Origin of the sequence: Altererythrobacter sp. CAU 1644, assembly GCF_029623755.1 — a bacterium.
In the GTDB taxonomy this organism is placed as follows: Bacteria; Pseudomonadota; Alphaproteobacteria; order Sphingomonadales; family Sphingomonadaceae; genus Erythrobacter; species Erythrobacter arenosus.
In genome coordinates this window covers 1,397,451-1,422,325 of record NZ_CP121106.1, presented here as the reverse complement: position 1 = coordinate 1,422,325, position 24,875 = coordinate 1,397,451, and the positions used below count along the sequence as shown (strand labels likewise).

Below are 24,875 nucleotides of genomic sequence, written 5' to 3'. Positions count from 1 at the left end.
GCGCAAATATACAAATGCAAAGGGCGCCGAAACCGAAGTCCCGACGCCCTTGCTTGTCTCGTTTGGCGAGGCTTAGGCGGGCAGCGCCTTCTTGGCCTGCTCGATCACGGCCTTGAAGGCAGCGCCTTCGTTCATGGCGAGATCGGCCATCACCTTGCGGTCGAGTTCGATGCCGGCGAGCTTGGCGCCGTGCATGAACTGCGAATAGGTCAGGCCTTCGGCGCGGACCGCCGCATTGATGCGCTGGATCCACAGGGCGCGGAAGTTGCGCTTCTTAACCTTGCGGTCGCGATAGGCGTACTGGCCGGCCTTTTCGACGGCCTGACGTGCAACGCGAATGGTGTTCTTGCGACGACCGCGATAGCCCTTGGCCTGGTCGAGTAGCCGCTTGTGCTTCTGGCGCGTGGTGACGCCGCGTTTGATGCGAGGCATTTCGTGTTCTCCTTAAACCTGGCTCAGTCGAGGCCGTAGGGGGCCCATTTCTTCACTGTCTTGCTGTCGGCTTCCGACAGGACAGTGGTGCCGCGGTTCTGGCGAATATACTTCGCATTGTGGCTGATCAGGCGGTGACGCTTGCCAGCGACGCCGTGCTTGACCTTGCCGGTTGCGGTGATCTTGAAGCGCTTCTTCACACCGCTCTTGGTCTTCAGCTTGGGCATTTTCATCTCCTAAAGTCAGAGACACATCCGATTAGCCCTGGCAGCCCTTTCGGCCAGGCCAATCTCCGATTCATGTGTCGGTGAAGGCGCGCGAAATAGCGATTCTCGCGCGAAATGCAAGCTTGTTTGCGCCTCAAGCGCCGGCGCTCGCCTCCGCTCGCTTGGCTTTCCTCGCTCCCTTCGGTCGCTGCGGGCGGGCAGTCGCCCTTGCGACGCCTTGGGCGTCGATTCCCACCCTTGCCGGGTTGCTGGATTCCTACTTGATGGAACACTTGGAACACGGTCCAAGGGCGAAAGCGCCTTTGTGTGACTGTAGACCGCGCAAAGTGTGACTTTTGGCGCGAAACCGTGACCGTCGCTGTGCAAATGTGTCAACCTCGCCGGCCAGAGTGTGACCCTCAGACACGCAGGACCGTAACCCTTGCGGAAACGCGCCATTGCTTGTGGGGATCGACGATTGGAAAGAGCCACTCGGACGATAGCTGCTCGCATGCCGGGTAGGAAAGCTTAAGCGCCGCAGCGCAGAAACCGACAGCGGCCCGATCGATCGCCGCATTTCATCGTCCTCTAGCGAAGCATTTGCGGACCTAGGGCAGAGTTGATTCTCCTCATCAATTGTCTCGCGCAAGGAGCTTCCGATTGGGGCGACGAAGGCGCGGGGGTTGGCCAGCTACATTGGTGTGGAGATTGCCAGCGCCACATCATCTGTGGTTGGGTGGGAGTTGCTATTGCATTCCTTGGAGCCTGTTTTTGCCCGCGCCCGATGTCTTCCTCTCTTACAGCCGCCGGGATGCGGAGCGAGTAAAGGTGTTTGCCGACGCTTTTGCGAAGGAAGGATTCGACGTCTGGTGGGACACCGCCATTCGTTCGGGCGAGGCATTCGACGAAGCAATCGAAGCGGCCTTGCGCGGCGCGAAATCGGTCGTCGTGTTATGGTCAAAGAGTTCGGTCGCGTCCCGATGGGTTCGCGCCGAAGCGACCGTCGCGGATCGCAACAAAACACTGATGCCCGTGATGATCGAACCGTGCGAACTACCGATCATGTTTGAGCTCACCCAGACGGCTGATCTTGGCCATTGGCGAGGAGCTGAGGAAGACTCGGCTTGGCGGAGTTTTGTGCACGATGTGCAATCGCTTGTCGGAAAGGACCTGTTGGTCGAGAAAGTTCCGCTGGCGAGCGCGCAGCCATCGAAATCCGTCAACGGCAAATCCGAATCAGCCAAGCTAGCCTTGCTGCCTTTTGCCGATCTCAGCGCCGCAAAGGATCAGCGGACATTTATCGAAGGCCTCGATGAGGAGATACGCGGTCGATTAGCGTCCCTTTCCAACACAATGCTGGTTGAAGCTGCAGGCCACGATACACCTTACCGGCTTGAAGGAAGTGTGCGCGGTTCGGCCGACAGGCTGCGTGTAACATTCAAACTGGTCCAGTCGAGCGACGGTAAACAACTCTGGTTTGAGCGGTTCGATGGAGCCAGGGAGGATGAGTTCGCGCTTCAGGAACAGATTGCTTCGACCATTGAAGCGCAGCTTTCGTCACATATTTTCAAGGCCGAAGTCATTCGATTGCAGAATTCTGCAGAGGCTCATCACTCGGCAGCAGATCTGGTCCTAAAATCAATCGCGCTCATCGCGAACCTTGACCCGGATTCCATCAAACTGGCTCTCGGATATGCGGAAAAAGCCCTCACGCTCGAACCGCATCTGGCAATCGCTCACGCTCTTGCAGCTCGCCACTATGCCACCCTTTATATGGAGAAAGGAGACTGGGACTTGGATGAGGTTCATCGCCGGGCACTAGATCATGCGGCCAAAGCTATGCGCGGCGCAGAACAGGATTCTACCACTCACCAGTTTCTGTTTATGGCGATAATGACTCTTGGTGGCGATCTTGCTCCACTTGAAGCCATGGCCAAACGATTTTTGGCGAAAACGCCCAATAATCCGTCACTGTTCATTACGCTGGGCTGCATCAATGCCTTCCAGGGACAAAAGACCGAGGCATCCAGGAGACACATCGATACCGCCATCCGGCTCAATCCAAACTGGGAAGGTGATATCTACGTCTTGGCGGCACAAATGGCGTGTCACTTCGAGCTTGGCGAATATGCTCTAGCAGCCGAACGGGCGAACGAGATCTCGTTTCGCAGAGAGAACTTTACTCCCGCCCTTATGGTTGCTGCGGCAAGTGGTGCCCATCTGGGAGAAATGGACGCGGCTCGAACGGCGTTGGCGCAGATAAAGCCGGAAATGCAACTAGTGAGGTTTCTGAACTGGTTCCGAGATAGCGAAGCGCGAGAAATGCTTCGTTCGGGATTGAAGCTCGCTGGAGCTGATGTCTAAGCCAACTCTTCGATAGTTGATGGTCGCGCACCCTAGTGGTGATCGTGTTCGACCCCGCTCATCGCCTCCAGCACATCCTCCAGCCGCGCGGGGTCGCCCAGCGCTATGACCCGTCCGTCCGAACCGGCGTCGAGCGGATTGCCCTGCCAGTCGCTCATGATCCCGCCGGCGCCTTCGACCACCGGCACCAGCGCGGCATAGTCGTAAAGCTTGAGCCCGGCCTCGACCACGAGGTCGACGTGGCCCGAGGCGCAGAGTGCATAATTGTAGCAATCGCCGCCATAGATGATCTTGCGCTCGGCAACCGACTTGGCGACCCCCATGAAGGCATCGACGTCATCGCCCGAAAACTGGTGCGGCGTCGTCGTGCCCAGCACCGCATCGGCCAAGTCCTTGCACGGGGCGCAGCGCACCGGCTGGCCGTTGAAGGTCGTCCCTTCGCCGATCAGCCCGACCCAGCGCTCCTTTAGAATAGGCTGGTCGATCACGCCGAGCACCGGCCAACCGTCCTGCACCAGCGCGATCAGCGTCCCGAAGATCGGGCGCCCGGCGATGAAACTGGTGGTGCCGTCGATCGGGTCGAGCACCCACTGCCGCCCCGCGCCTTCGTTGCGGGTGCCATATTCCTCGCCCACGATACCGTCATTGGGGCGCTCGGCCTCGATGATCGCGCGCATCGCGGCCTCGGCGGCGCGATCGGCCTCGGTAACGAAGGTCATGTCGCCCTTCTTCTCCTGGCTCCAATCGCCGCGAAACAGCGGCCGGATGGCATGGCCGGCAGCATCGGCGAGACGATTGGCCAATTCGACGTCAGGCAATTTCATGAAAGCTTTCCCGGGCGGCAAGATCGACAAGTTGTGCGGAACCGCCGTCTTGTGCAATGGTTGATCACTTGGGGCCAATATAGAAATGTCCGAGGAAGACAACCATGAGGGAAATACCAGCGGGCTGCGCTCGGCCTATGGTCATGCCCGCAACGGTGATCCGCTCTCGATAAACCGAGCCCCGGCGAGCGACATCGCGCCCTGGGTGGCGCGCATCTACGCCACCGATATCGACGCCGATCCGAACAATGTGGTGCGCTGCGGGATCCTGTCGGACACGCCGATCCTGCGCGTCATCTTCCGCGGCGAATGGACCGCCGAGACGATCTACGGCAAGGGCCGCTACAAGCGCACCGCGGTCTTCGCCGGCCCCCAGACCAAGGTCATGCCAGTGACGGTGCGCGGCCCCTTTGCCGTGCTGGGAGTCGCGCTACGTCCAGGTGCGGTCGATGCGCTCAACGGCCCGCCGATCGCCGAAACACTCGATCGCGTGATCTATTACGACGACGTCTACGGCGATCAGGAATGGGGCAGGAGCAAGACGCTGATCAAGTGGTTCGACCCCGCCGGACCGCCCGAGCGCTGGCTGGCCGTGGCAGACAAGCTCATGCGCCAATTGATCGCTCTGCACGGCGGGCATCGGCCGGACCCGATCATCGGTGCCTTCGACCGGGCGGCATTCGAGAACCCCAATTTCAGCGTGCGCGATTTCTGCGACGAGCACGGTATCGGCCAGCGGCGACTCGAGCGGCTGATCAAGCGCGCCTACGGCCAGACGCCCAAGAAGGTGTTGCGGCGCGCCCGGGCGCTCGACATCGCCGCGGATCTGCGCGGAGTCGCCGACCATGCGGAAGCGGAAGTCATGGCCCTGCGCTATTATGACCAGTCGCACATGATCCGCGAATTCTCGCATTTCTTCGGGATGACGCCCAAGCAATTTGCCCGCTCTCCCGCGCCCTTGATGACTTTGACCCTGGAAGCCCGGCAGCAGCGCAGGCTGGAAGTGCTCGGCCGCAATCATCCGGGGACTTTGCCGCCATGGCGGCGTTAAACGGTTAAATGGCGGATCACTCCAATATCGCTTTGTAAAATCGCGTATAGAGGCCGGAAAACGGCAGGTCGCATGGGGTAAATGGCAGACAGCACCTACACCGATATCTGGAGAAGGAACCTGGCACCGCTGTCGGGCACCTCTCGCGATGGGCTGCCGCTGTCGGAGAATCGTGCACCGGCGAGCGACATCGCGCCGTGGGTTGCGCGCCTCATCTCGGCCAAGGCGACCAACGATCCCGACATGCTGCTCGCCTGCGGCATGTGCAACGACATGGATTACACCCGCTACGTCTTCAACGGGCGGTGGACCGCGATGACGCGGGACGGACACGGCACCTATCACAACGAAGTGCTGCAGTTCGGGCAACACGCGCGCTACATGCCGTTGACGGTGACAGGCGACATCATGTCGGCCGGGTTCGGCTTGCGCGCCGGCGCTTGGCACGCGCTGACCAAGCGGAGCGCGGTCGAGATCGTCGACCGGATCGAACGGGTCGATATCTTCGGCATCGGCCACCCCGATTTCCAGGACGTGCTGACGGACCAATATACCCCTGAACAATGGAATATTGCGCTCGAGGAAGCCCTGCGGCGCTATATCAAGAAGCACGACCCCGAGCCGCCCGACCCGATCTCGGCCGCGTTTGAAATGGCTGCGTTCGAGAATCCGACGCGATCGCTGAGCGAGCTCGCCGAGAGCTTCAACATCAGCCTGCGCAAGCTCGAACGGGTGGTGAAGCGCGACTTTGGGCTGACCCCGCGGCTCGTGATGCGGCGTGCGCGGGCGCTCGACCTCGCCTCTTCGCTATGTGGAGTCGTCGACGAAGACGAGGAGCAGGACATCATCCTGCGCTATTTCGACCAGTCGCACCTGATCCGCGAGTTCGCCAGCTTCTTCGGGGTCACACCGCACAAGTTCCGCGCCGAGCCTCGACCGCTGATGACCATCGCGATGGAGCAACGTCAGGCCCGTCGTCTCGAGGAGCTCGAGCGCCTGGAGCCGGGGGAACGCCGCCCCTGGCAGCCCTGAATCGGGGAGCCTAGTCGACCGGCGTTCGCTCTGGCTCGCCTTCGATCAGCACATAGGTGGCGATGGCGCGAAAGCCGTTGTCGCCGGCTTCGGCCGAATGAACCGTGCCGGGCGCAATTCGCAAGCCGTCGCCCGCTCGCATCACGAGATCGGGCATCCCCTTGCGGCGCAGGGTGACGTCGCCTTCGATCACGTAAACGAATTCCTCTCCGGCATGATAATGCTGGGGCACGATCGCTCCGGGCGGCAGCGACAGGTCACGACTGCGGAGCGCCCGGCCAGGCGCCGACATGATCGGCCCCTGCAAGGCCACGCCGGGAACAGCAGGTGGGTCGTAGAGCTTGGCCTGCGTGGTGCATCCCGCCAGCGCCGCCGCGAGCAGCACAGCCGGGGACCGCAGCCCGGGCATCAGTCGAACAGGCTCGAAACCGAGCTTTCGTCGGCGATCCGGCGCACCGCCTCGCCCAGCAGCGGTGCGATGGTGAGGATACGGATCTTGGCCGAAGCCTCGGCCGCTTCGGTAGGCCGGATCGAATCGGTGATCACCAGTTCCTTGAGCGCCGAACCGTCGACCCGCGCAACCGCGCCACCCGACAGCACGCCGTGGGTGATGTAGGCGGCCACGCTCTTTGCGCCTTCGTCGAGCAGCGCCTGCGCGGCGTTGCACAGCGTGCCGCCCGAATCGACGATGTCGTCGATCAGGATGCAGTGGCGGCCCGAGACGTCACCGATGATGTTCATCACTTCGCTTTCGCCCGGACGGTCGCGGCGCTTGTCGACGATAGCCAGCGGGGCGTTGTCGAGCCGCTTCGCCAAAGCGCGGGCACGGACCACGCCACCGACGTCGGGCGAGACGACCATCAGGTCCTGGTCGCCGTAGCGGGCCTGGATATCGGCCGCCATGACGGGCGCGGCATAGAGATTGTCGGTCGGAATATCGAAGAAGCCCTGGATCTGCCCCGCGTGCAGATCGACCGCCAGCACGCGGTCGGCGCCCGCCCGGGTGATAAGGTCGGCGACCAGCTTGGCCGAAATCGGTGTGCGTGGGCCCGGTTTGCGATCCTGCCGCGCATAGCCGAAGTAGGGCACCACTGCGGTGATCCGCTTGGCCGACGCGCGCTTGAGCGCATCGATGCAGATAAGCAGCTCCATCAGATTGTCGTTCGCCGGGAAGCTGGTCGGCTGGACGAGGAAAACGTCCTCGCCGCGGACATTCTCATGAATCTCGACGAAGACTTCCTCGTCGGCGAAGCGGCGGACGCTCGCATCGGTCAGCGGGATTTCGAGATAGGCCGCGACCGCACGCGCGAGCGGCAGGTTCGAATTGCCCGACATGATCTTCATGATGCGAATCCCCGATGCAGATGTTGCCCCCGCCTAGACGAGAGTCATGGGAATGCAACAGGGGAGGGGCTGCCGTTTTGCCCAGCAGGGGCGACTACCCGATCCGGTGTTCGCCCTTGATCCAGCGCACGGTGCCCGATGAGGCGCGCATGACCACGCTGTCGGTCGTCATCACCCCGCTGCGCAGGCGCTTGACCCCGTCGAGCAGCGAGCCCGAGGTTACGCCGGTCGCAGCGAAGATACAGTCGCCCTTGGCGAGGTCCTGCAGCTTGTAGATCCGGTCGAGGTCCTCGATGCCCCATTTGCGGGCGCGGGCCTTCTCGTCCTCATTGCGGAAGACGAGCCGTCCGTTGAACTGGCCGCCGACGCAGCGCAGTGCCGCCGCCGCGAGCACGCCTTCTGGCGCCCCGCCCTGACCCATGTACATGTCGATCGTGGTGTCTTCGTCGGTCACCGCGATCACGCCCGCAACGTCGCCGTCGCCGATCAGCACCACGCCACAGCCGAGGCCGCGCAGTTCGGCAATCAGCTCGGCATGGCGCGGGCGGTCGAGCACGCAGACGATGATGTCGGACGGGTCGACACCCTTGGCTTCGGCCACTGCCTTCACATTGTCGGTCGGCGACTTGGCGAGGTCGATGATGCCTTCGGGATAGCCGGGGCCCACCGCGAGCTTGTCCATATAGACGTCGGGCGCATTGAGCAGGCAACCCTCTTCCGCCGCGGCCAGCACGGCCAGTGCATTGGGTCCGGCCTTGGCAGTGATCGTGGTGCCTTCGAGCGGGTCGAGCGCGATGTCGATCTTGGGGCCCTTGCCCGGCGCACCGCCGACCTTCTCGCCGATATAAAGCATCGGCGCCTCGTCGCGTTCGCCCTCGCCGATCACCACCGTGCCATCCATGTAGAGATCGTCGAAGGCGCGGCGCATGGCCTCGACGGCAGCGGCATCGGCCGCCTTCTCGTCGCCGCGACCGATCAATTGCGATGCCGCGACGGCAGCCGCCTCGGTCACGCGGACCATCTCGAGCACGAGCACGCGGTCGAGCGCTTTGGAGGATTTCGGCTTCTTCGCGAGGATGTCGGTATTCATGAGCAATTCAGTCCAAGGCTGTGAGTTGTCGGGCGCTTAGACCGGGGGAGGCGGATTTGTCGAGCATACCTATGCCAATCATCCGCAATTGCCCCCTCCCGCTCATCTTGCTCTGCCTCCTTTGCGCCACGCCAGCGCACGCCCAGCAGCGCGAAACCACCGCGCCTGACGGCAGCACGCGGATCGACGTGCTAGCCACGACCGAGGAACTATACGGTCCCGAACCGCCGATGGAGGACTGCTCGGACGAGCAGGAAGCCGCCATTCTGTCGGGCGAGATCGTGGTCTGTCGCCGCAAGCAGGACCAGCGCAAGTTCCGGACCATGCCGGAAAGCGATGCGAAGAAACGCTACGCCCGCGAGACCATGCATGCCGGAGACATCCTGCCGCCGGATGTGGCAGGCGAAGGCATATTTCGCGGACCTGCCACGGTCGGCGGCCTGTGCTTTATCCCGCCGTGCCCGAAGGACCCCGCCCTGATCATCGATATCGAAGCACTGCCCGAGGCCCCACCCGGATCCGATGCCGATCGTATCGCGCGCGGGTTGCCGCCGCTGGGCCGCGATGCCGCGAATGCGCCCCCCCGATCACAACAGAGCGGCGTGCTGGGCTTGCCGCCAAGCACCGTCGCGCGCCCTGACGCAGCCGCTAATCCCGCAGGATCGGCAGAACCAGAGGCGGAGCCGTAAGGCTTTCCGAACCGTCGAGCAGGTCGAGCGCCTCGCGCACGCAGCGCTCCGGCCCCTCATGCGTGACCATGGCAACCAGCACATCGCCGCCATCGACCGCCCGTCCCTGCTGGATCAGGCTTTCGATCGAGACCCCTGCGTCGCGCATCGCCGCAGTGATCTCGGCCAGGACGCCGGGCCGATCGTTGACGGTAAAGCGGAGGTAGGTGCTCTCGATCCGGTGCCCCGGTTCGGTCGGCTGCATCGCCGCGAGCTGGGCGACAGGGATGGAGAATGGCGCGCCCACTTCGTCACGCGCAATGTCGATGAGGTCGGCGACGACCGCGCTGGCGGTAGGGCCATCGCCCGCACCTGCGCCCTGGAACAGCAGGCGGCCGGAGAAATTGCCCTCGGCGACGACCGCATTGGTCGGACCGTCGACGCTCGCCAGGGGATGACCCTTCGACACGAGGCAGGGGCGCACGCGCTGGAGCAGCAGCGGTTCGCCGCTGTCGCTCTCCTCCACATCGGTCATGGCGATGAGGCGAATGACGAAGCCGAGCGCATCGGCCTGTGCGATGTCGGCTGCCTTGACCTGGGTGATGCCGGTGGTGCGCACGGCGGCGAAATCGAGCCGCGCGCCGAAGCCGATCGCGGCGAGGATGGCGAGCTTGTGCGCGGCGTCGACGCCCTCGATGTCGAAGGTCGGATCGGCCTCGGCATAGCCCAGCCGCTGCGCCTCGGAGAGAACCTCGGCGAAGTCGGCGCCGGTGTCCTCCATCTTGGAGAGGATGTAATTGCAGGTGCCGTTGAGGATGCCGTAGATCCGTTCGAGCGCATTGGCCGAAGTGCCCTCGCGCAGCCCCTTCACTACTGGAATGCCGCCGCCCACCGCCGCCTCGAACTTGAGCGCGACGTCCTGCTCCTCGGCGCTTTCTGCGAGCGCGATGCCGTGATGCGCAATCATCGCCTTGTTGGCTGTGACCAAAGCCTTGCCATTGTCGAGCGCTGCATGCGCTAGCGCGAGCGCAGGGCCGTCCGCGCCGCCAACTAGTTCTACCACTACGTCGACATCGTCGCGCGCGGCGAGCGCCGCCATGTCGTCTTCCCAGGTATAGGGTGACAGGTCGACGCCGCGATCCTTCGCACGATCGCGCGCGCTGACTGCGACCACCTTGAGCTCGCGACCGGCGCGCGCGGCCAGCAGGTCGCGGTTGGTTTCGATCAGGCGGATGACGCCGGCCCCGACGGTGCCCAGTCCCGCAAGGGCTATGCGCAGCGGCTCAGCCATTCTGGGCCTCCTCCACCGGATGCCCGAACGCGCTGCGGGCGGCATCGGGAATGCGTTGCGGTTTGCCGGTCGGCAGGTCGACAAACACCGCCACCAGCCGGATTTCCGCGCGCAGCGAATCGTCATCGGCACCATGGAGCGTGATGCGCTGCTCCATGCTCGAATTGCCGATGCTGGGCACGGTAAGCCGCCCCTCGATCAACTCATCGACCCTGATCGGGGCGAGATAGTCCACTTCTGCGCGGCGCACGTGGAACTCCAGGTCCGCCGGCATGCCGCGCTCGCGGCAGTCGCGGAAATACTCGGTCACCAGGATGTCCGCATATTCGAGATAGCGCGAATTGAAGACGACCGACTGCGGGTCGACTTCGGCATAGCGCACGCGAAAAGTGTGTTTGAAGGGTTCGCTCATCGGTCCTGCCCCTAGCGCGGGGACAGGGTGTGATGGAACCACTTTGTCTTGAGGTGACGCTAGATCGGCTTGGCCGGAGCGCGCGCTATGGTCGCACCAGGGTCCGCACGCAGGGCCCGAGCGCACCGAGCACGAGCGAGTAATCGCGCTCCGCCTGGGCGCGGCTGGCGGGTTCGCGCGAGAGGTTCGCGTTCGAAGGCAGGCGCGCCGGAAGGGCGCAAGCGAGGCGATACCAGGCCAGCGTGTTGGCCTGTGGAGGGAGGGCGGCCTGGTCGATGATCTCGCCCCATGACACGCCCCAGACCGGATCGCGCCCCGGGCGCCGCAGGACCGTGATAGAGACCGGCGATCGGTCGGCGGTTTCGAGGAAAATCTGCGTCTCCGATTCGCCGACGAGGTTCCCGGGGACCGACAGCGCATCGCTGACCCCGGTCACGACCGGCGGCGCATCGGTTGCAACCAGTTCGGCCAAGACCGGCCGGATCCTGGCCTCTCGCTCGGGTGAGTAGGCAAGCTGGGCATTGGGGCCGACGAGCCGCAGCTCTCCCGGGCGCCCGGCCACCGGGTTGGCGAACAGGAGCACTTCCTGCTTCCTGAGCTTCGGCGCCTTGCCCTTCGCATCGCGCGGCAGGTCGACCAGGTAACGCAGCGATTCGCCGATCGGGACGCGGCCCGAGATCAGCGCCAGCGTCTTGGCCTCGATATAGAGCCGAACGAATCCGGGCGCGAGACCGGGAGCCCGCTCGGGCTCGACTTCGATCTGTTTCTTCACCTGTGCCCGCACCACCAGCTGCGCCGGATCGGCGAGGTCGGCCACGTCGGCATAGGTCAGCGCGTCGGCCGGCACCTCGACCTGCTGGGCCGCACAAATCTGCGCGGTTCCAAGGGTCAGGGTCGCCGCGACCAAATATCCGAAATGTCTCATGAAGTTCATGCTGCTCACTATCCTGCTGGGGCCAGGTTACCATCGAATCATCGCGGTGGCCGGGAAACTTTCTGCTTGCCTGTATGTTCCATACAACAGCCTGTGAATCAGCCGTTAACCGATAAAGCGTTTGCGCGGGTGGGGTATGGCGGTTAAAGCGGGCGCCGGATTGGGTGGCGTTGGGGACATTCTCGCCACCGTCCGGGATGCGGTCCGGTCATGGCCCGGCTCGCCGTCCCAACCGAGAGAATTCTCTCGGCCAGGGAGGAAAATGGATTGGGATTCCCGCAGGTTCGGTTCTGCGGCGAATGATTGTCGGGCTTCGGTCCGACTCGGAAATGGAGAGAAAGCGACTGGATGGCCTACGCTGACCAACAAATGAGCGGTAACCGCATTATCGCTCTGATCATCGTGGCGTTGATTCATGTGGGTATCGGCTACGTACTCATCAGCGGGCTCGCCTACGAGGCAGCCAAGAAAGTTGTGGAGCGCGTAACTACCGTCGATATCGAGGAACCACCGCCCCCCGAAGAACCGGACGAGCCGCCGCCGCCAGAGCCTGACCAGGCTCCGCCGCCGCCGGTCGCACCGCCGCCGCCGATCAACATCGCGCCGGCACCGCCGCCGATCCGAACGCAGCCGACGATTCCGCCGCCTGCACCCCCGGCGCTGGTGGTACCGCCGCCGGCACCTCCGGCTCCCCCGCCGCCGCCTTCCAAGGCGCGAGGCGCGTCGCCGAAGGGTCAGGGTCGCTGGGCTGCACGTATCCAGGAGAACTATCCTTCGCGCGCACTGCGTGAGGAAATCCAGGGTACCGTCGGTGTTACCGTGACGGTCGGAACGGATGGCCGGGTTGCCGGCTGCCGCGTGTCGCGGTCGAGCGGGTCGAGCATTCTCGACGAAGCCGCTTGCCAGGGCATGCAGCGTTACGCTCGATTCGATCCTGCGCTCGATGCCGCCGGCAATGCGATCCAGGACAGCTATTCCACCGCAATCACGTACCGGTTGAATTAAAGACGTTGATCTGAACCCTGCTCGCCGGACGCGAAAGCCGGGTTTCACGGGGACAATTTTTTAAGAGGACTATTCGCAATGATTATCGAACTTCTTGCAGCAGCAGGTGAAGCGGGTCCCAAGACCCAGTTTGGGTTTTGGGAAGCCATGGAACAGGGCGGTGCCATCGCCTGGTTCATTTTCAGCGTGCTGGTTATCATGTCGGTCGGCTCGTTCTACATCCTGATCACGAAGCTGCTCGAGCAGAACAAGATCATGCGCCAGTACAAGGGCGTGCGCACCAACTTCTGGCGCGCTCCGAGCCTCAAGGACGGCGCGGCCAAGCTCGAGAAGAACAGCGCGTGGCGCCAGATCGTCGACGATGCCAACAAGGCGAACGACGACGTTGCCAAGATGACCGACAGCCTCGAAGCCCACGACTACCTGCACGGTTCGCTGCAGCGGTCGGAAGATTCGATCATGGCACGCCTGAACGGCGGCCTCCCGTTCCTCGCAACCGTGGGCGCGACCGCTCCCTTCGTCGGTCTGCTCGGTACGGTTATCGGTATCTACCGCGCCCTGATCAACATCGGTCTCGCCGGTTCGGCATCGATCGACAAGGTCGCTGGCCCGGTTGGTGAAGCACTGATCATGACCGCCATCGGTCTGCTCGTCGCGGTTCCGGCCGTGCTTGCTTACAACTGGTTGCAGAGCCGCAATCGCCGTATCGCCGAGAACCTGACCGGTTTCTCGACCGAACTGCTGGCCTACTTCAACTCGAACGGTGCGGTGAAGCCCGCTGTCGTGGCTGCTCCGGCGGCCAAGACCGCTGCCAAGCCTGCTGCTGCTCCGGCTGCGGCCCCGAAGGCCTGATCCGTCGATGACGGGGGCGGCCACGTGTCGCCCCCGCATCCGCAGAAATTGGCGAAGTTTTACGGATAGGATTTAGCAATGGCCATTCAGATGGGAGGCGGGGCAGAGACCCCGATGTCAGACATCAACACCACGCCGCTCGTGGACGTGATGTTGGTGCTCCTGATCATCTTCCTCATCGCGGTTCCGGTGGCGATCCAGACGATCGAGAAGCTCGAGATCCCCGTCATGGAGTCGGTGGAGTCGAAGGACAAGGTCGAGAACCTGCTGCTGACTGTGAGCACGACGGATGCGAACGGCCGCAGCGCTGGTGAACCTGGGTTCGAAGGTGCGACTCGCAATGGAGAGTGCCGGGTCTACTTCAACAACGTGACCCCGGTGACCTCGGAAGAGCTCTACGACCAGGCATTCGAACGTCTCGACGCGATCGTGCAGCGCGCCGGTGGCGCGGAAGCGATCATGGAAGATCCCGAGGCGATCCCGCAGGTGCACATTCGCGGTGACGTGAACGCGCCATGGCGCTGTGTCGCCGGTGCGATCTACAACATCCAGGCTGCTGGCTACCCTACGGTCGGCTTCATCTCCAACCCGGTCGAACCAGGCATCTGACCGGGCCGGCAGAGAAACAGGAGTAACACACCATGGCAATGGCAGGCGGCAAGGATGATGGCTCGCCGATGATGGAAATGAACATGACGCCGTTGATCGACGTCCTGCTCGTTCTCCTCATCATGTTCATCATCACCATCCCGGTTGCGACGCACTCGGTCGATATCGACCTTCCTGCGCCGAGCCCGACCCCACCCGACGTGATCGTCGAGCCGATCAAGAACAAGCTGGTTCTGACTCAGACCAACGAAATTCTCTGGAACGGCAACCCGATCGATGCCGGGCAGCTGCGCACGCTGCTGGCGGAATCGACCCAGATGGCGGTCGAGCCCGAACTGCAGTTCGAACCGGAAGCGCTCGCGAGCTACGATCTCTCGGCCAAGGTGCTCAACATCATCAAGGCCTCGGGCGTGACCAAGTTCGGTTTCGTCGGCAACGAGAAGTATCGTCAGTTCGGCTCGATCGGCGGCGTCCAGTAAGCGCAGCGGATCACTATCGAATAGCGAGAAGGGGCGGAGCGATCCGCCCCTTTTTCTTTGCCCAAGAGCAAGGGCGCAATTCTCGCTTCAGTTGGAACACAGGAAAGCTCCCGCCAGCCGCAATCAAGCTCTTCTTGCCCAACGAGGCGTTGTGATATAACATTGCATTATTGCAGTGGGAGAGTTGCAATGCCGACGACCTATCGCCGCCCCGACATCTACGCCCGCGCACGGCCGATGTCCGAGATGAACGTCACCCCCTTCATCGACGTCCTGCTGGTCCTCATTATCATGCTGATCATGGTGGTGCCGATCGCGACCCATAAGACCGAGATCGACTTGCCCGGACCGTGCCCGGGATGCTTCAGCCACAGCGAAGGCAATACTGTCGTCATTGACGCAGGCGACCGGCTATTCTGGAACGGTGAACCCGTTTCGCGCGATCGCCTGAAGGCGCAGGTTGGTTATGCCAGCGCGCTGCCCACCCGACCGGTGCTGCGCTTCGAGCCCGATCCGCTCGCAAGCTACGACACCTCGGCGAAGACCATCGCGCTGATCAAGGATGCCGGCGCGAAGAACTTCGCCTTTGTCGGAAACGAACGGCACAGGAATTTCGACCGATGAAAAGGTTCGTGGGGCGGCGCCGCGCGGCGATCAGCCAGTTGCATCGGGAGCCGCCGCTGTGGCGCCCGAGCCTCGCACCGCTCGCGTCGATCTGGTTGATCGGGGCCGCGCTGCTGATGGGCGTCTACGTCAATCCCCGGCATGCCTTGCTGGTCCAGCTTCCCGCGCCCCCGCCACCCGATTTTCTCGATGTGCTGACACCCACCTACAACCGCGTCACCATTGCGGCGGACGACACAACGCGCTGGAACGGCACTGTCGTCTCGGACAGCGAACTGGCCTTGATCCTGGCAGGTACGTACGACGATTCTCCGCAACCTGCCTTGCTGTTCCACCCGGACGCGGACGCATCTTACGAGCGTGCGCTTGAAGTGATGGACATCATCCGCCGCGAAGGCCTGGTCGATAGATGCTTTCGGTTTGCCGAAACCGCGCGGTACCGCAGATTCGAAGTCGCCCCTGATCTAGCGGAACCTCTGCCGGCGCAAAGCGCGGAATGTTCGCCGTATTTCTACTGATCGTTGTCGCCTTCCGAAGCTGGCCGCTCCTCGACCCGCATCGCCTCGCCCGCCAGCGTCTCCGCCTCGAGCAATAGCTCTTCGTCGACCGCGCCCTGCGGGACTGCCTCGCGCCCGATCATCGTCATAACCGGGACCGCAAGCGGTGACACGCGCTCGAGCTCGACATGGACCAGCTCGCGCTCCGAACGTTCGAGCAGGTCGCCAAGCCGCCCGACATCGGTCATCCGCGCGCGGGCATCGGCCCAGGCCGCCTCTAGCAAGACGTGGTCGGGCTCATACTTGCGCAGCACGTCGTAGATCAGGTCGGTCGAGAAGGTGACCTGCCGCCCGGTCTTGCGCTTGCCCGGGTGCTGGCGCTCGACCAGCCCGCCGATCACCGCCACTTCGCGGAAGGCACGCTTGAGCAAATAGCTTTCCTGCACCCATTCGACGAATTCATGCGCCAGGATGTCGGGCGACAGCAGCGGCGCCGGATCCGTGACCGGCTTCAGGCCCCACACCGCAAGCGAATAGTCATTGGCGACGAAGCCGCCCGGTTGCAGCCCGCGATCCTCCATCCGCCGCGTGATCAGCATGCCGAGGCTCTGGTTCGCGTTCCACCCTTCGAAAGTGTAGTAAACGCTGTAGTGCTTCTTCGCGTGCGGAAAGCTCTCGACCAGCAGCATCCCCGGCCCCGGCATCTGGCTGCGCCAGTCCTGCACTTCTAGCCATTCGCGCACGTCGTCGGGGAACCGCGCCCAGCCCGCCCGGTCGACCAGCATTTCGCGCACGCGGCTGGCCAGATGGGTCGAGATCGGCAGCCGCTGGCCGCCGTAGGAGGGGATGGTGGCGCTCTTCTTCGCCGCGCGCACCACGACGTCCATATCCTTGATCTGTTCGACCTCGAGGCTCAGCCCGGCAAAGAAAAAGGTATCGCCCGGCGAAAGCGTCGCGGCGAAGCGCTCCTCGACCTTGCCGAGATTGCGCCCGTTTCGGAAGCGCACGGTCAGCATCTCGCTATCGACGATGATCCCGGCGTTCATCCGGTGCCGTTGCGCATGCTCGGGATGGGTCAGCCGCCACACGCCTTCTCGGTCGCGGACGATCCGCTTGAACTTGTCATAGGCCTTGAGCGCGTAGCCGCCGTTCTCGACGAAGCCGAGCACGCGCTGCCAATCCTCCGGCTCGACCCAGGCATAGGCGAGCGAGCTTCTCACTTCGCGGTGGAGCTCGTCCTCGTGGAACGGCCCGGCGCAAGCGCAGGCCATGACATGCTGGGCGAGCACATCGAGCCCGCCGGGGCGGAAATCCTCGCCGTCGCGCTGGCCATCGTCGACTGCGTCCTTGGCCGCCGTGGCCTCGAGGAATTCAAAGCGATTGCCGGGGACGAGGATCGCGCGGCTCGGCTGGTCGAGCCGGTGGTTGGCCCGGCCGATGCGTTGCAGCAGGCGCGACGACCCCTTGGGCGCGCCCATCTGCACCACGCAGTCGATGTCGCCCCAGTCGACCCCGAGATCGAGACTGGCGGTGCAGACCAGCGCACGCAGTTCGCCCCGCGCCATCGCGCCTTCGACCTTGCGCCGCGCCTCCTTGGCGAGCGAGCCGTGATGGATGCCGATGGGGAGGTTGTCCTCGTTGATGTCCCACAGCAGTTGGAAGATGAACTCGGCGAGGAAGCGCGTATTGGTGAAGATCAGCGTGGTCTGGTTGCGGCGAATCTCCTCGTACAGCTGCGGGATCGCCCAGCGCCCGGCATGGCCGCCCCAGGGCACGCGTTCTTCGTCGGGCAGCAGGATCTCGACCTGCGGTTCCGCCCCCTTCTCGCCGTCGACCAGTTCGACCGCGTCCAGATCTCCCCAGGGCGCGAGCCAGGCGCGGAACCCCTCTGGATCGGCCACGGTTGCCGACAAGGCCGCGCGCTGCATCTCGGGCGCGATCGCCTGCAGGCGTGTCAGCGCGAGCGCGAGCAGGTCGCCGCGCTTGCCGGTGGCAAAGGCATGGACCTCGTCCACCACCACGCGTTTCAGGCCGCGAAACATCTCGAAACTGTCGGGGTAGGACAGCAGCAGCGAGAGGCTTTCGGGCGTGGTCAGCAGCACATTGGGCGGTTTCAGCCGCTGGCGTTTCTTGCGATCCGATGGCGTATCGCCGCTGCGCGTCTCGATCCGGATCGGTAGCCCCATCTCCTCGACCGGGGTGAGCAGGTTGCGCTGCACGTCATGCGCCAGCGCCTTGAGGGGCGAAACATAGAGCGTGTGCAACCCGTCGGGTGGCTTCGCTCCGTCCAGCCGCGAGGGGCAGAAATCGGCCAGCGTCGGCAGGAAGCCCGCGAGCGTCTTGCCCGCGCCAGTATCCGCCACCAGCAGTGCGTGCTGCCCCTTGTCCGCAGCCTCGAGCATGTCCGCCTGATGCCGCCGCACGCGCCAGCCACGGCTGGAAAACCAGTCACTTATCTCCGAGGGAAGCCCTTCGCGCGGCATGCCGCAATCCATGCGGCAAATCTCCGGGCAGCGCTAGTAGCCGTTGGTGGTCGCGCGAATACGCTCGATGGTCGCGCTGTTCATGGCCTGCTTGTTCCAGCCGTAGGCGCCGCCCGGCAGTTGTGCGAGCAGGCGCGCCGTGGCCTGCGCCGTCGCGATCACCTCGGCCGGTTCGACGATCTTGTCGAGCGCGCCAAAAGCGAGCGCCTCTTCCGGCCCGTACATATAGGCCTGGGTGACGAGCAGCGTCAGCTTGGTCGAGTCGAGCCGCGCCCTGCACATCTCCTGCGCGAAGACCGGCAAGTTCATCCCATTGAGCGTCTCGTTGGCGCCGAAGCGGAATTCGCCCTGCGCGCCGATCCGCGTGTCGCAGCTCAGCAGCAAGAACAGCCCCATCGCGATTGCATGGCCGGTGCAGGCGGCGACCACCGGGCGCGGGCTGCCATAGACCCGGCAGCACAGCTCGCCCGCCGTATCGAGCAATCCGCCCATCTCCTCGGCCGTGGCCGTGGGCATCCACTTGAGATTGAACCCGCCGCTGAACACGCCCTCGCGTCCGGCGATGACGATCGCCTTCGCGCCCTTCTCAGCCTCGCCGAAGCGCTCGAGAAACTGGTCGAGCCATTCCGGGTTGATCGCATTGGCCTTGCCATCGTCGAGCGTGATCGTGGCAATGTCATCGCTGATGGAGAGGGTGATCGACATGGGGCTTCCTTCTCTGTTGTTCTATTCCGACGCTTCCATCGAGGCTGCGGCCGCCTGGAATTCGCGCAGCTCCGCTTCGCTGAAGCCGGTCAGCTCGACCACCCGTTTGCGTTCGGCTGCCGAAAGCTGCGCGAAGTCGCGCACCGGCGGCAGATCGGCGGTGGCCTCTTCCATTCGCGCCTCGATGGTCGCCATCGACGCAAACATCGCTGGCATCGCCTCCATCATTCCGCCGACCACGCGTGGGTCGCTCGACATGGTGAAGCTCTTGCGCGCGAAGGACAGCCCCGATTGGGTCGAGAAGAAGGCATCGATGTCGGCCAGTTCCCGCTCGTCGAAATAGACGGCATAGGCCTCTGCCATCGCCTTGCGCATGGTCGGCTCGATCGCGGTCATCATTTCCCCCATGATCGCGGGCATGACCTCAAGGAAGCGGGCGTTGCGCTGCTCGCGGATCGGGTCGAGCATATCGGCCAGTTCGACGAGCTCCTCGTCGCTCATTTCGAGTTCGGCGGGCGTGACCCCCAATTGCTTGGCCACGTCGCCGCGCGGCGCCTTGGTCGCCATTTCCATGATCGGCGTCATGATCCCGTCGAACATCGATCCCATCATCTCGCCCATCGCGCCTTCGGGAATCATCCGCTCGATGATTGCCTGGGCCTGCGGCAAGCGCGCTTGCTGCTCGGCGGTCAGCGGTTCGACTTTGAACATCTCGCTGAGCGCGGCGAAGGCTTCGGCATCGGGTTCGTCCTGGGCCGCGACCGGCTGGGTGGCCAGTGCGAGACCGGCGCCAAGGGCCAGGATTGATTTGCGGATCATGGTGAGTTGTCCCTCCGAGAATTTGGATCAGTGCCCGACGCTTTCGCCGCGCTCGAGGCCCGACAGGGCCAGTTGCTCGTCGATCTGCACCAGCAAGCGCCCGAGGCCCGCCTCGGTTTCGCTCTCAGCGCGGGCGACAAGTACGTCCTGCGTGTTCGATGCGCGCAGCAGCCACCAGCCGTCGTCCGTCGTGACGCGCACGCCATCGGTGGTGTCGGCCACGGCATCGCTGGCAGCAATGCGCGCAGCAATTTCCTCGATCGCGGCGAACTTGCGGCTCTCATCGACCTGGAATCGCATCTCGGGCGTATTGAGCATGGCGGGCATTTCGCCGCGCAACTGTGTCACCGATTTGCCCAGCCGCGCCGCCGCGGCGATCAGCCGCACGCCCGCGTAGAGCGCATCGTCATAGCCGTAATAGGTGTCGGCGAAGAACACATGTCCGCTCATCTCGCCCGCCAGCGGCGAACCAGTTTCCTTCATTTTGGACTTAATCAGCGAGTGGCCGGTCTTCCACATCAGCGGCTCGCCACCGCATTTCGCGACATGGTCGAACAGGGCGCGGCTGGCCTTCACATCGGCAATAATCGTCGCATTCCCGCGGCGCGTGAGCAGGTCTTCGGCATAGATCATCAGCAACTGGTCGCCCCAGATCACACGCCCCTCGCCGTCGACTGCGCCGATCCGGTCGCCGTCGCCATCGAAAGCCACTCCGAAATCGAGCTGCTTGGCCGCGACGAGCGCCTTCAGATCCTCCAGATTGGCTTCGACAGTGGGATCGGGATGATGATTGGGAAAATTGCCGTCGACCTCGGTGAACAGCAAGTGATGCTCCCCCGGCAGCCGCGCGGCGAGCGCCTCAAGCGCAGGTCCGGCGGCACCGTTCCCGGCATCCCAGCCAACCTTGAGCGAGGAGAGCGCATCGCGGTCGATCCCATCGAGCCCGGCGAGCAGCCGCTCGACATACTCGCCCATGATCTCGCGGTTCTCGACTTCGCCGGTGCCATCGATCCAGTCGCCCTCGGCAGCCATCCGGCCGAGCGTCTGGATGTCCTCCCCGAAGAAGGGGCGCCCCTGAAATACCATCTTGAAGCCGTTATAATTGGCGGGATTGTGGCTGCCAGTTATCTGAATGCCGCCGTCCACCTCTTCGGCTGATGCCTCCGCGTAATAGAGCATGGGGGTTGGCCCCATGCCGACCCGCACCACGTCGCAGCCGCTCGAGGTCAGCCCCTCGATCAGCGCGTGTTCGAGGATCGGCGAACTCACCCGCCCGTCAAACCCGACCGCGACCTTCGAACCGCCGGCGCGGCTGAGCAAGGTAGCGAAGCCGCGGCCGATCGCCCGTGCGTCGTCGGGCCCGAGCGTCTCGCCAATGATCCCGCGGATGTCGTATTCGCGCAGAACGGTCGGGTGAAAATCGTGCTTCATCTTGGCAGAATGCCCCTTCAATTCGGATCTCGCCCCGTTGTGGCGGGCCGAGCCGTGGCTGTGAAGTCTAATTGTTTCAGTTCTGGTCGGGGAGAACGTCGGGGAGTTCGTCGAGCAGCAGGTCGCGCGCGGCATTGGCCTCGTGCACCTGGTCGTTGGAGCCGCCACGGTCGGGATGAACCATGGTGATCAGCCGTTTGTGCGCCTCGAGGATTTCCGAGTGGGTCGCATTCTCGCGGACGGCAAGCAGCTTGCGCGCCTTGAAGATCGCCTGCTGCCGGGTCGAAGTCGGGCGCAGATAGTCCCATGGCCACTTGCCCAGCGCCCATTTGCAGAACACGCTCGCGATCGCGACGATGATGACCAGCCGCAGCATGGCTCAGGCGAACTCCAGCCTCGGCTCGGCGCCGGTGAACGCGGGCAAGTTGAGCGACTGGACCAGCTGGCGCAGCTCCTGGCGCGCGACCAGATGGCTGGTCCCGAGCTCGCCCAGGTGTCCCTTGTCGAGCAGCGTCAGCCCCGAGGGGAACAGCTCGCGATAGATCACGCGTTCGGACAGACCCTGCGCCACGCGGAAACCGACCCGCTTCGACAGCTCGGTCAGCGCCTGCTCGATACGCGTCATGTTGCGCGCCTCGACATGGCCGGTGCGGTTGCGGACCACGACCCAGTCCATCTCGCGCCTTTGCTGCTCGATCGTCGCGCGGCTGCGCTTGATCCGCGCTTCCCAGATCAGCTCGGCATAGAAGCTGAGCCGCTTGACCTTGAAGGTCTCGCCCTCGACCTGACCGATGAGGTCGAAATCGACGAAGCTGTCGTTCATCGGCGTGACCAGCGTGTCGGCCTCGGTCGCGGCATGGCGCGCAAGCGGATCGTCACGGCCGGGGGTATCGAAAATCAGGAAGTCGGCGCGGTCGCCCATTTCCTGCGACAAGGCCTCGAGCCCATCGACTTCGCCCTCGTAGACGGTGAATTCGGCGGTCGGGAGGTCGATCTGGCGGCGCTGTGCGGTTTCGGCGCGATTTTCGAGGTAGCGCGCAAAGGTGCGTTGGCGCGGATCGAGGTCGATCGCCGCCACCCGCGCCCCGCGATAGGCCAGCGCCACCGCGATATGGACCGCCGTGGTCGATTTGCCGGTACCGCCCTTCTCATTGGCGAAAACGATCCGATGGGGGCGATTGCTGGACACGCTGCGACGAACTCCTACTGTCTTGCTATTGGCGCTTTGCTTTGCCCCAGAGGGCCTTATGCACGGCGCGAACTATATCTGAACCAAGTTTGCACTGGCAAACCGCAGATTGGTCGTAGCGGTTGAGAACTGGTTAGTACGGAGGCTAACGCTGAGCGGTATATGAGGGGTGAACCGGCTTGAATAACGAGGATTTCCGCGCGGCAGGCCACGCCATGGTCGACTGGATTGCCGACTATTTCGCCAATATCGAAAGCTATCCGGTGCGCGCGCAGGTCAAGCCGGGCGAAATCGCGGCCAAGCTGCCCGCTTCCGCGCCCGAGAGCGGCACCGCCATGGCCGAGATCATGGCGGATTTCGAACGCGACATCATGCCGGGCATCACCCATTGGCAGCACCCCAGCTTCTTCGCCTACTTTCCAGCCAATGCGAGCCCGCCGAGCGTGCTGGCCGAATTCCTTACCGCCGCCATCGCCGCGCAATGCATGCTGTGGCAGACCTCGCCCGCGGCCAACGAGATGGAAGGGCGCGTGCTCGACTGGCTTGCCCAGCTGATCGGCCTTCCCGAAGGCTTCCGCGGCGTGATCCAGGATAGCGCCACCAGCGCGACGCTCGTTGCGCTGCTTACCGCGCGCGAGCAGGCGAGCGGTTGGCGGGGCAATGACGCTGGGCTGTTCGCGCTTGGCGCAGAAGGTCAGCGCTTTGCCGTCTATTGCAGCGAGGAATCGCACAGCTCGATTGAAAAAGGCCTGAAGGTGATCGGTCTGGGGCGCGATAACCTACGCAAGATCGCGGTGAACGACGACCTCTCGATCGATCTGGAGGTCTTGGCGCGCACCGTGGCGGAGGATCGCGCAGTCGGCATTACGCCGCTCGCCATTGTCGCCGCGCTCGGCGGGACGGGCACGGGCGCGATCGATCCGCTTCGCCCGCTGGGCGAGTTCGCGCGCGCGGAAAAGGTCTGGCTGCATGTCGACGGGGCCTGGGCCGGATCGGCGCTGATCTGCCCCGAACTGCACCACCTCATCGACGGTATCGAGCTGGCCGACAGCCTCGTCTTCAACCCGCACAAGTGGCTGTTCACCAATTTCGATTGCTCGGCGTACTACGTGCGCGATGCCGGTGCACTCGAACGTACGCTGGCGCTCGTTCCCGAGTATCTGAAGTCGCGCGAGAGTGATCAGGTTACCGACTACCAGAACTGGTCGGTGCCGCTCGGCCGCCGCTTCCGCGCGCTCAAGCTGTGGTTCGTCCTGCGCAGCTATGGCGCCGAGGGGCTGCGCGAGAAGATCCGTGCGCACATGACGCTCGCGGCGGCGCTCTATGCCAAGGTCGTCGCGGCCGAGGATTTCGAGATAACCTCGCCGCTCAGGCTGTCGCTGTTCTCCTTCCGTTATCGACCCAAAGGCGTAACCGAGGACCAGCTCGATGCGGTCAACGAGGAACTGCTTGCCCGGCTCAACGACAGCGGCAGGATCTATCTCACCCAGAATCGTTTTCGCGGGCGGTTCGTCATCCGCTTCCAGGTCGGCGGCCAGATGACCGAGACCCGCCATGTCGAGGAGGCGTGGGAGTTGATCCAGCAGGTCGCTCGGGGCATGGAGCCTCAGGGATAGGCGAGAAGGGGACAGCCGTGGCCATGCAGACCGTGAGCGAGCTCGACGCGCTGCGCGCTGCCATGGCGGGCCTGCGCCGCGACGGTGCGAGCATCGCTCTCGTCCCGACCATGGGCGCATTGCATCAGGGCCATCTTGCGCTGGTGCGCGAAGCGAAACAGGCATGCGATCATGTCGTGGCATCGATCTTCGTCAACCCCACCCAATTCGGCGCCAACGAAGATCTCGATGCCTATCCGCGCCAGTTGGCGGAGGATTCCGCCATGCTGGAGGCGGAGGGGGTCTCGCTGCTGTGGGCCCCGGACGTAAAGGCGATGTACCCCGAGGGCTTCGGCACCGAGGTTGCCGTGAGCAAATTGACAGAGAACTTCTGTGGCGCCTCGCGGCCCGGCCATTTCGATGGGGTCGCGACCGTCGTGTGCAAGCTGTTCAATCAGGTCATGCCCGACCAGGCGTTTTTCGGCGAGAAGGATTTCCAGCAGCTGACGGTCATCAGGGCGATGGCGCGCGACCTCGACCTGTCGCGCCCGCATGCGAGCGCAATCGTGGGGGTGCCCACCGTGCGCGAGCCCGATGGTCTCGCGATGTCGAGCCGCAATCGCTATCTCTCGCCGAGCGACCGCGAACGCGCCGCCACGCTGCCGCGCGCGATGCGCGAGGCGATCGCCCGGATCGAGGAAGGCGCCGACGTCACGCGCGCGCTCGCCGCGCTCGAGGACGATTTGCTCAGCGCCGGTTTCGACGAGGTTGATTACGCCGAGCTGGTCGATGCCCGGACACTTGAGCAATTGGCCGCCCTCACAAGTGCCCCTGCGCGCTTGCTGGTTGCCGCGCGGATTGGCGGTACGCGATTGATCGATAACATGAAAGTCGGGGCCGGCTGATTTGGTGGGACTCGGGCACCTAAGTTACAAGTCT

The 24,875-nt window shown here is 63.9% G+C and carries 27 protein-coding genes; 12 read left to right on the top strand and 15 right to left on the bottom strand.

What is annotated here, in order from left to right; genetic code table 11:
• Positions 1-72: 72 nt before the first annotated feature.
• Both rplT and rpmI read right to left on the bottom strand, forming a co-directional pair.
• On the bottom strand, positions 73-432 hold the full coding sequence (rplT, locus tag P7228_RS07015; protein WP_278017495.1) for a 50S ribosomal protein L20: 360 nt from the start codon (positions 430-432) through the stop codon (positions 73-75).
• 23 nt (positions 433-455) lie between these two features.
• Positions 456-659 carry a 50S ribosomal protein L35 gene (gene rpmI / locus P7228_RS07010; RefSeq protein WP_067693021.1) on the bottom strand — a complete coding sequence of 68 codons (204 nt, stop codon included), beginning with the start codon at positions 657-659 and terminating at the stop codon, positions 456-458.
• 750 nt (positions 660-1,409) lie between these two features.
• Here rpmI and P7228_RS07005 point away from each other — a divergent pair.
• The gene (locus tag P7228_RS07005; protein ID WP_278017494.1) at positions 1,410-3,002 is read left to right on the top strand and encodes a TIR domain-containing protein; all 1,593 of its coding nucleotides are present in this window, start codon (positions 1,410-1,412) and stop codon (positions 3,000-3,002) included.
• A 32-nt stretch (positions 3,003-3,034) separates the two neighbouring features.
• Here the strand turns inward: P7228_RS07005 and hisN are convergent, their stop codons facing one another.
• Complete coding sequence (gene hisN, locus P7228_RS07000) at positions 3,035-3,826, bottom strand: histidinol-phosphatase (RefSeq protein WP_278017493.1); 792 nt, start codon at positions 3,824-3,826, stop codon at positions 3,035-3,037.
• Positions 3,827-3,911: 85 nt separating this feature from the next.
• On the opposite strand from hisN, the gene P7228_RS06995 reads away from it, so the two are divergent.
• Together P7228_RS06995 and P7228_RS06990 are read left to right on the top strand one after the other, a co-directional pair.
• Positions 3,912-4,877, top strand: a complete 966-nt coding sequence (locus tag P7228_RS06995; protein WP_278017492.1) for a helix-turn-helix domain-containing protein — start codon at positions 3,912-3,914, stop codon at positions 4,875-4,877.
• Positions 4,878-4,958: 81 nt separating this feature from the next.
• Positions 4,959-5,909 (top strand): helix-turn-helix domain-containing protein, encoded by a 951-nt coding sequence (locus P7228_RS06990; protein WP_278017491.1) that lies wholly within the window; start codon positions 4,959-4,961, stop codon positions 5,907-5,909.
• 10 nt (positions 5,910-5,919) lie between these two features.
• Here P7228_RS06990 and P7228_RS06985 read toward each other — a convergent pair whose 3' ends face one another.
• The 3 genes from P7228_RS06985 to glpX form a co-directional block, all read right to left on the bottom strand.
• Positions 5,920-6,318 carry a cupin domain-containing protein gene (locus tag P7228_RS06985; protein WP_278017490.1) on the bottom strand — a complete coding sequence of 133 codons (399 nt, stop codon included), beginning with the start codon at positions 6,316-6,318 and terminating at the stop codon, positions 5,920-5,922.
• The gene (locus P7228_RS06980) at positions 6,318-7,253 is read right to left on the bottom strand and encodes a ribose-phosphate pyrophosphokinase (protein ID WP_278017489.1); all 936 of its coding nucleotides are present in this window, start codon (positions 7,251-7,253) and stop codon (positions 6,318-6,320) included. The genes P7228_RS06985 and P7228_RS06980 overlap by 1 nt, the downstream gene beginning before the upstream one ends.
• Before the next feature lie 94 nt (positions 7,254-7,347).
• Positions 7,348-8,343: a class II fructose-bisphosphatase gene (gene glpX / locus P7228_RS06975; RefSeq protein ID WP_278017488.1), complete on the bottom strand. Its 996-nt coding sequence runs from the start codon at positions 8,341-8,343 to the stop codon at positions 7,348-7,350.
• A gap of 71 nt (positions 8,344-8,414) precedes the next feature.
• On the opposite strand from glpX, the gene P7228_RS06970 reads away from it, so the two are divergent.
• Positions 8,415-9,032, top strand: coding sequence for a hypothetical protein (locus tag P7228_RS06970; RefSeq protein ID WP_278017487.1), 618 nt, complete (start codon positions 8,415-8,417; stop codon positions 9,030-9,032).
• Here the strand turns inward: P7228_RS06970 and P7228_RS06965 are convergent.
• The 3 genes from P7228_RS06965 to P7228_RS06955 form a co-directional block, all read right to left on the bottom strand.
• Entirely contained in the window at positions 8,992-10,302 is a 1,311-nt protein-coding gene (locus tag P7228_RS06965) for a homoserine dehydrogenase (protein ID WP_278017486.1), read from the bottom strand. The genes P7228_RS06970 and P7228_RS06965 overlap by 41 nt on opposite strands.
• A complete protein-coding gene (locus P7228_RS06960; protein WP_278017485.1) occupies positions 10,295-10,714 on the bottom strand; it encodes an acyl-CoA thioesterase in 420 nt (139 codons plus the stop codon). Before P7228_RS06960 ends, P7228_RS06965 begins: the two co-directional genes overlap by 8 nt.
• Positions 10,715-10,799: 85 nt before the next feature.
• Positions 10,800-11,648, bottom strand: coding sequence for a hypothetical protein (locus P7228_RS06955; RefSeq protein WP_278017484.1), 849 nt, complete (start codon positions 11,646-11,648; stop codon positions 10,800-10,802).
• A 348-nt stretch (positions 11,649-11,996) separates the two neighbouring features.
• Here P7228_RS06955 and P7228_RS06950 point away from each other — a divergent pair, with 348 nt between their 5' ends.
• The 6 genes from P7228_RS06950 to P7228_RS06925 all read left to right on the top strand — a co-directional run bounded on the left by P7228_RS06950 (position 11,997) and on the right by P7228_RS06925 (position 15,735).
• Positions 11,997-12,653: a TonB family protein gene (locus P7228_RS06950; RefSeq protein ID WP_278017483.1), complete on the top strand. Its 657-nt coding sequence runs from the start codon at positions 11,997-11,999 to the stop codon at positions 12,651-12,653.
• Positions 12,654-12,731: 78 nt separating this feature from the next.
• Positions 12,732-13,505 (top strand): MotA/TolQ/ExbB proton channel family protein, encoded by a 774-nt coding sequence (locus P7228_RS06945; protein ID WP_278017482.1) that lies wholly within the window; start codon positions 12,732-12,734, stop codon positions 13,503-13,505.
• A 78-nt stretch (positions 13,506-13,583) separates the two neighbouring features.
• Entirely contained in the window at positions 13,584-14,114 is a 531-nt protein-coding gene (locus tag P7228_RS06940; protein ID WP_278017481.1) for an ExbD/TolR family protein, read from the top strand.
• Between the two features lie 32 nt (positions 14,115-14,146).
• Complete coding sequence (locus tag P7228_RS06935; RefSeq protein WP_278017480.1) at positions 14,147-14,593, top strand: ExbD/TolR family protein; 447 nt, start codon at positions 14,147-14,149, stop codon at positions 14,591-14,593.
• 189 nt (positions 14,594-14,782) lie between these two features.
• The gene (locus P7228_RS06930) at positions 14,783-15,217 is read left to right on the top strand and encodes an ExbD/TolR family protein (protein WP_278017479.1); all 435 of its coding nucleotides are present in this window, start codon (positions 14,783-14,785) and stop codon (positions 15,215-15,217) included.
• Positions 15,214-15,735 carry an ExbD/TolR family protein gene (locus tag P7228_RS06925; RefSeq protein WP_278017478.1) on the top strand — a complete coding sequence of 174 codons (522 nt, stop codon included), beginning with the start codon at positions 15,214-15,216 and terminating at the stop codon, positions 15,733-15,735. Before P7228_RS06930 ends, P7228_RS06925 begins: the two co-directional genes overlap by 4 nt.
• Here the strand turns inward: P7228_RS06925 and P7228_RS06920 are convergent.
• The 6 genes from P7228_RS06920 to P7228_RS06895 form a co-directional block, all read right to left on the bottom strand.
• A complete protein-coding gene (locus tag P7228_RS06920; protein ID WP_278017477.1) occupies positions 15,729-18,197 on the bottom strand; it encodes a ligase-associated DNA damage response DEXH box helicase in 2,469 nt (822 codons plus the stop codon). The two genes, P7228_RS06925 and P7228_RS06920, sit on opposite strands and share 7 nt — an antisense overlap.
• Before the next feature lie 33 nt (positions 18,198-18,230).
• Complete coding sequence (locus P7228_RS06915; protein ID WP_278017476.1) at positions 18,231-18,902, bottom strand: crotonase/enoyl-CoA hydratase family protein; 672 nt, start codon at positions 18,900-18,902, stop codon at positions 18,231-18,233.
• Between the two features lie 21 nt (positions 18,903-18,923).
• Entirely contained in the window at positions 18,924-19,721 is a 798-nt protein-coding gene (locus tag P7228_RS06910; protein ID WP_278017475.1) for a hypothetical protein, read from the bottom strand.
• Between the two features lie 27 nt (positions 19,722-19,748).
• Complete coding sequence (pgmG, locus tag P7228_RS06905) at positions 19,749-21,152, bottom strand: phosphoglucomutase/phosphomannomutase PgmG (protein ID WP_278017474.1); 1,404 nt, start codon at positions 21,150-21,152, stop codon at positions 19,749-19,751.
• A gap of 76 nt (positions 21,153-21,228) precedes the next feature.
• Complete coding sequence (locus P7228_RS06900) at positions 21,229-21,528, bottom strand: J domain-containing protein (RefSeq protein ID WP_278017473.1); 300 nt, start codon at positions 21,526-21,528, stop codon at positions 21,229-21,231.
• Positions 21,529-21,531: 3 nt separating this feature from the next.
• Positions 21,532-22,341: a division plane positioning ATPase MipZ gene (locus P7228_RS06895; protein ID WP_278017472.1), complete on the bottom strand. Its 810-nt coding sequence runs from the start codon at positions 22,339-22,341 to the stop codon at positions 21,532-21,534.
• A 179-nt stretch (positions 22,342-22,520) separates the two neighbouring features.
• On the opposite strand from P7228_RS06895, the gene P7228_RS06890 reads away from it, so the two are divergent.
• Both P7228_RS06890 and panC read left to right on the top strand, forming a co-directional pair.
• Complete coding sequence (locus P7228_RS06890) at positions 22,521-23,957, top strand: pyridoxal phosphate-dependent decarboxylase family protein (protein ID WP_278017471.1); 1,437 nt, start codon at positions 22,521-22,523, stop codon at positions 23,955-23,957.
• Between the two features lie 23 nt (positions 23,958-23,980).
• Positions 23,981-24,841 (top strand): pantoate--beta-alanine ligase, encoded by an 861-nt coding sequence (panC, locus tag P7228_RS06885; RefSeq protein ID WP_278017723.1) that lies wholly within the window; start codon positions 23,981-23,983, stop codon positions 24,839-24,841.
• Positions 24,842-24,875 lie beyond the last annotated feature (34 nt).

What these genes read in the sequence shown, in the direction of transcription:
- P7228_RS06970 (WP_278017487.1), top strand. Translation starts at nt 8,415, where the DNA reads ATGCCAATCATCCGCAATTGCCCCCTCCCGCTCATCTTGCTCTGCCTC.
- rplT (WP_278017495.1), bottom strand. Translation starts at nt 432, where the DNA reads ATGCCTCGCATCAAACGCGGCGTCACCACGCGCCAGAAGCACAAGCGG.
- P7228_RS06985 (WP_278017490.1), bottom strand. Translation starts at nt 6,318, where the DNA reads ATGCCCGGGCTGCGGTCCCCGGCTGTGCTGCTCGCGGCGGCGCTGGCG.
- P7228_RS06900 (WP_278017473.1), bottom strand. Translation starts at nt 21,528, where the DNA reads ATGCTGCGGCTGGTCATCATCGTCGCGATCGCGAGCGTGTTCTGCAAA.
- glpX (WP_278017488.1), bottom strand. Translation starts at nt 8,343, where the DNA reads ATGAATACCGACATCCTCGCGAAGAAGCCGAAATCCTCCAAAGCGCTC.
- P7228_RS06960 (WP_278017485.1), bottom strand. Translation starts at nt 10,714, where the DNA reads ATGAGCGAACCCTTCAAACACACTTTTCGCGTGCGCTATGCCGAAGTC.
- P7228_RS06915 (WP_278017476.1), bottom strand. Translation starts at nt 18,902, where the DNA reads ATGTCGATCACCCTCTCCATCAGCGATGACATTGCCACGATCACGCTC.
- P7228_RS06980 (WP_278017489.1), bottom strand. Translation starts at nt 7,253, where the DNA reads ATGAAGATCATGTCGGGCAATTCGAACCTGCCGCTCGCGCGTGCGGTC.
- P7228_RS06995 (WP_278017492.1), top strand. Translation starts at nt 3,912, where the DNA reads ATGTCCGAGGAAGACAACCATGAGGGAAATACCAGCGGGCTGCGCTCG.
- P7228_RS06950 (WP_278017483.1), top strand. Translation starts at nt 11,997, where the DNA reads ATGGCCTACGCTGACCAACAAATGAGCGGTAACCGCATTATCGCTCTG.
- hisN (WP_278017493.1), bottom strand. Translation starts at nt 3,826, where the DNA reads ATGAAATTGCCTGACGTCGAATTGGCCAATCGTCTCGCCGATGCTGCC.
- P7228_RS06955 (WP_278017484.1), bottom strand. Translation starts at nt 11,648, where the DNA reads ATGAACTTCATGAGACATTTCGGATATTTGGTCGCGGCGACCCTGACC.
- P7228_RS06925 (WP_278017478.1), top strand. Translation starts at nt 15,214, where the DNA reads ATGAAAAGGTTCGTGGGGCGGCGCCGCGCGGCGATCAGCCAGTTGCAT.
- P7228_RS06945 (WP_278017482.1), top strand. Translation starts at nt 12,732, where the DNA reads ATGATTATCGAACTTCTTGCAGCAGCAGGTGAAGCGGGTCCCAAGACC.
- P7228_RS06940 (WP_278017481.1), top strand. Translation starts at nt 13,584, where the DNA reads ATGGCCATTCAGATGGGAGGCGGGGCAGAGACCCCGATGTCAGACATC.
- P7228_RS06930 (WP_278017479.1), top strand. Translation starts at nt 14,783, where the DNA reads ATGCCGACGACCTATCGCCGCCCCGACATCTACGCCCGCGCACGGCCG.
- panC (WP_278017723.1), top strand. Translation starts at nt 23,981, where the DNA reads ATGCAGACCGTGAGCGAGCTCGACGCGCTGCGCGCTGCCATGGCGGGC.
- P7228_RS06910 (WP_278017475.1), bottom strand. Translation starts at nt 19,721, where the DNA reads ATGATCCGCAAATCAATCCTGGCCCTTGGCGCCGGTCTCGCACTGGCC.
- P7228_RS06965 (WP_278017486.1), bottom strand. Translation starts at nt 10,302, where the DNA reads ATGGCTGAGCCGCTGCGCATAGCCCTTGCGGGACTGGGCACCGTCGGG.
- pgmG (WP_278017474.1), bottom strand. Translation starts at nt 21,152, where the DNA reads ATGAAGCACGATTTTCACCCGACCGTTCTGCGCGAATACGACATCCGC.
- rpmI (WP_067693021.1), bottom strand. Translation starts at nt 659, where the DNA reads ATGCCCAAGCTGAAGACCAAGAGCGGTGTGAAGAAGCGCTTCAAGATC.
- P7228_RS06935 (WP_278017480.1), top strand. Translation starts at nt 14,147, where the DNA reads ATGGCAATGGCAGGCGGCAAGGATGATGGCTCGCCGATGATGGAAATG.
- P7228_RS06990 (WP_278017491.1), top strand. Translation starts at nt 4,959, where the DNA reads ATGGCAGACAGCACCTACACCGATATCTGGAGAAGGAACCTGGCACCG.
- P7228_RS06920 (WP_278017477.1), bottom strand. Translation starts at nt 18,197, where the DNA reads ATGCCGCGCGAAGGGCTTCCCTCGGAGATAAGTGACTGGTTTTCCAGC.